Annotated in this window: 6 protein-coding genes; 5 read left to right on the forward strand and 1 reads right to left on the reverse strand. The window is 39.9% G+C overall.

The features are described 5' to 3' along the window. Nucleotides 1-25 precede the first annotated feature (25 nt). The 3 genes from AAF462_10750 to AAF462_10760 all read left to right on the forward strand — a co-directional run bounded on the left by AAF462_10750 (nt 26) and on the right by AAF462_10760 (nt 2,001). Nucleotides 26-811, forward strand: coding sequence for an enoyl-CoA hydratase-related protein (locus AAF462_10750; protein MEM7009602.1), 786 nt, complete (start codon nt 26-28; stop codon nt 809-811). A gap of 87 nt (nt 812-898) precedes the next feature. Further along, on the forward strand, nt 899-1,354 hold the full coding sequence (locus tag AAF462_10755) for an FKBP-type peptidyl-prolyl cis-trans isomerase (GenBank protein ID MEM7009603.1): 456 nt from the start codon (nt 899-901) through the stop codon (nt 1,352-1,354). Nucleotides 1,355-1,404: 50 nt separating this feature from the next. After that, nucleotides 1,405-2,001 carry an ACP phosphodiesterase gene (locus tag AAF462_10760; protein MEM7009604.1) on the forward strand — a complete coding sequence of 199 codons (597 nt, stop codon included), beginning with the start codon at nt 1,405-1,407 and terminating at the stop codon, nt 1,999-2,001. On the opposite strand, the gene AAF462_10765 is transcribed toward AAF462_10760, so the two are convergent. Then, nucleotides 2,002-3,129 carry a VPGUxxT family thioredoxin-like (seleno)protein, type 2 gene (locus AAF462_10765; GenBank protein MEM7009605.1) on the reverse strand — a complete coding sequence of 376 codons (1,128 nt, stop codon included), beginning with the start codon at nt 3,127-3,129 and terminating at the stop codon, nt 2,002-2,004. 145 nt (nt 3,130-3,274) lie between these two features. On the opposite strand from AAF462_10765, the gene AAF462_10770 reads away from it, so the two are divergent. After that, nucleotides 3,275-3,646 carry a metallopeptidase family protein gene (locus AAF462_10770; GenBank protein MEM7009606.1) on the forward strand — a complete coding sequence of 124 codons (372 nt, stop codon included), beginning with the start codon at nt 3,275-3,277 and terminating at the stop codon, nt 3,644-3,646. A gap of 16 nt (nt 3,647-3,662) precedes the next feature. Further along, a partial coding sequence (locus AAF462_10775) for an ACT domain-containing protein (protein ID MEM7009607.1) occupies nt 3,663-3,808 on the forward strand: 146 nt, incomplete at its 3' end.

Raw genomic sequence — 3,808 nt, forward strand, 5'->3', positions numbered from 1 at the left:
CTGATTTTTTAGACCATAGGAGATTATGATGGCAAATGAATATATACAGTTTGAAAAAGATGGATTTGTTGGAACGCTAACGATAAACCGTCCTAAAGCTCTGAATGTTCTTAATTGGGATACACTAAAAGAATTAGGCTCTTTTGTAGAAGAAAAATTGCCTAATGAAGGCCTAAGAGCCCTTATTATTACCGGCGCTGGGGACAAGGCATTTGTTGCCGGAGCAGACGTAGCTCAGATGAGCGAGATGAACGGCAGCGAATTCAAAGAGTATGTGGAATATGCGCATAAAATTTTCTCTATGATTGAAAACGCCCCCTTCCCTTCAATTGCAGCAGTAAACGGCTACGCCCTAGGCGGAGGATGCGAGCTGGCACTGTCATGCGACTTAAGGATAGCTTCTGAAAAAGCAAAACTTGGATTTCCAGAGGTTAAGCTTGGAATATTCCCTGGCTGGGGAGGATCACAAAGAGTTACAAGAATAATGGGTAACGCTAAAGCTAAAGAGCTTATATTTTCAGGTGAGATGGTCAGCGCCCAAGAAGCTCTTAGGTTAGGACTTGTTGAGAGAGTGGTTCCACATGAAGTAGTTATGAAAGAATCTACTGAGTTTGCTCAAATGATAGCTTCTAGAGCACCTCTTGCAATTGCGCTTGCGAAAGAGGCAATCAACAAAGGATCTGAGATGAAGATAAGTGATGCCCTTGAGCTTGAAAGAGATCTTATGGATAAATGTTTTAACACTCAGGATAGATCTGAGGGCATGAAAGCCTTTTTAGAAAAAAGAGAGCCGGACTTTAAAGGAAAATAAGACTAGTTTAATATTTTTCATTAGGTAGAGTAGTACCCAGTTGTAAATATATCTAAACAATTTAATCCCTATAACACGGAGGTCATTATGTTCGCCATTCTTACCAGTAGTCGTTTTGTATTTTCAGTACTAATATTGCTATTTGCTATATCTATGAACTTGAGTACAAATGCTTTGTCAAAGGAGGACAAAATGTCAGGAGAAGTTGTGGAAACACCCTCGGGCTTAAAGTACATAATTATTGAAGAAGGCACGGGAGACAAGCCCACAAAGGGACAAAAAGTAAAGGTTCACTACACAGGGAAACTCGAAGACGGAACAGTTTTTGATAGCTCTGTAAAAAGAGGAGTTCCAATAGAGTTTACTCTAGGAGTCGGACAAGTTATCAAGGGCTGGGACGAAGGCATAGCCGATATGAAAGTAGGCGAGAAACGTCAGCTCATTATACCGCCAGATTTAGGATACGGAGCAAGTGGCTACCCGCCGGTTATTCCGCCTAACTCAGTTTTAATATTCGATACAGAGTTAGTAGAAGTAAACTAATACAACTCTCCCGATAGATTTATGGCGGTTTTTGCTCTAAACTCTGAGCAATGAACTATTTAGCTCATTTATTTTTAGCTGAAGATTCTGACGAATCACTACTAGGAAATCTATTGGGAGATTTCGTAAAAGGTACAGTTTTAGACCAGTACAGCCCTGAAATTGTAAAGGGCATAAAAACCCATAGAAAAGTAGATGCATATACAGATCAGCATCCTAAATTTCTTGAATGCAAAAAACTGCTAAGAGAAGACAGGAGAAGGTTTGCCGGGGTTATTATAGACCTTGGCTTTGATCACTTTCTAGCAAAAAACTGGTCTCAATACTCAAGCATAGAATTAAATGATTTTGCCCAGAGATTCTATGGCGTCTTATTGAAATACGAAGCCATCCTGCCTCCTAAATTATTACAGCGTATGCCCTACATGATTCAAGATAATTGGCTCGTATCTTATCAAAATATTGATACGATTGAACTAGCTCTTAATGCAATTTCAAGACGCCTTACAATCCGTTTCGAAAGAGCAAGTGTGATAAGGGGCGGTATAGATGATATTAAAGACAATTACGATGAGCTCGAGGAGAAATTCACCGAGTTCTTCGCGGAGCTAATCCGATTTGTAGATGATTATAGAAAAGAGATGTAACTATCTTTTTGAAAGCTTGCTGCCCATTTGAGATACTGTCTGAGCCCAGGCTGTCTCAATATTTGGAGTCCTTACAATATTGACCCAATCCTTATTCTGATTAGCCCTAACATACTTATATATCTCTAGCTGGCGGGGAGATAGAAAGATATCAGGAGACTGCATGCTTCCAATAGCAGCGTTAACTCTGGCTATTTGAGTATTTGTCATCGGGACAAACCTATAAAGAGTTCCTGACATGTAGTACTTTGGCTGGCGGTCAGGGCTAAAGGCGCCTAACTGGGAAACTGAGCTCTTTCCTGAAACTTGTTTGGCCACTTTTTCTTGATCACTGTTTACTGCATATACGTGGCTTGCAACATTGTTTGATCTTGCAGCGGTTAAAAGCTCGTTATATGAGACCACATCGGGATTATACGCAAGCTCTACAACTTCGCGTCCGCCCATAAATCCAGGCTCAGTAGAAATAACGCCGTTAACATTGGCCAAAACACCCTCGCCTATCCAAAAACAGTGCATCGCAAAAACTGCTTTTTCTGATTTGCCTGACTTTGCAGTTAGCTCTTTTTGCAAAAGGACTAAATACTGAGGAACTGGTTTATTATCATTTTTAAGAGCCGATATCATAGCATTTACTAAACCTGCTTTCGTGTAGTTTCCGCTTAGTCTGGATACAAGCTCCTCTCTGTCGGGGGTCATAATTCTGACCACGGGATTGTTCCATGAAGGCTCGTTAAAGGATTTTAATACCCTCTCGTCTTCACCTGAGTGATTGTTATATATAGCTACTGGGACAAATAGGGTTTCTATGGCTTCTACGATAAGCGGATGACTTAGGACATTTTTGCCGTAACCTGATGCTGTGCTGCAGCCGGGCACTTCTTGAAATAGTACTAAAAGAGGCTTGTTTTGCGCTTTGGCCTCTTTGGTGCCCTTGTCAAAATCTCTTATCCACTTCACCTGTCCAAGCTCAACAGGGGAGTCTTTTACAGATCCAAGATCAGCCACATCAAACACATCTTCGCTGCCGTAATTTAACCTATCTTGATTTGAGATCCCATGCGAAATAAAAGCATAGGACAAAAGAACAACTAAAACTGCTGGAACTAAATAGAATAATTTATTCATATCTCACTCCTAAATATATCTTAAAATAGTGTTTACATATATGATTATTTATAATCAAAAAAGTTGCTCAGTTTTGCAATGACAGATTGAAAGCCTACTAAACATAATATAGTATTTTATTCAATTTCTCAGGCAACTTAGAACTATGGAAAGAAAAAAATTTGAGAACCTTGTAAACCAGGCCTATGAGAGAATCCCTCAGAAATTTAGGGATAAGATTGATAATGTCTCAATATTGGTTGAAGACTACCCAAGTGCAAGGGATCTTGAGACCCTAAAAATAAGGGGCAAGGGCCTTCTGCTCGGGCTTTACAGAGGAACGCCGCTTCCTCAAAGAAGTGTGTGGCAGGGAGTAAGACTTCCTGATGAAATAGTGCTTTTTCAAAAAGACATAGAAAAAGTTTGCAGAAACGATGAGGAAATTGAAGAGAGGGTAAATGAAGTGCTTCAGCACGAGATAGCTCATTATTTTGGCCTTAATGACGATGAGATCTATGAGCTTATGGGAAGACACTAATTAAGGTGGAACAAAAATGACTACGAAAGAACATAGCAGATCGGCGATATTACTTATTCACTGCCCGGATAGAAAAGGCATAGTATCTACGATTACCGAATTTATATTTAAAAATGAAGGGAACATATTGTATCTGGATCAGCACGTGGATACGGAGCAAGA

The organism is Thermodesulfobacteriota bacterium (assembly GCA_039028315.1).
GTDB lineage: Bacteria > Desulfobacterota_D > UBA1144 > Nemesobacterales > UBA2774 > CR02bin9.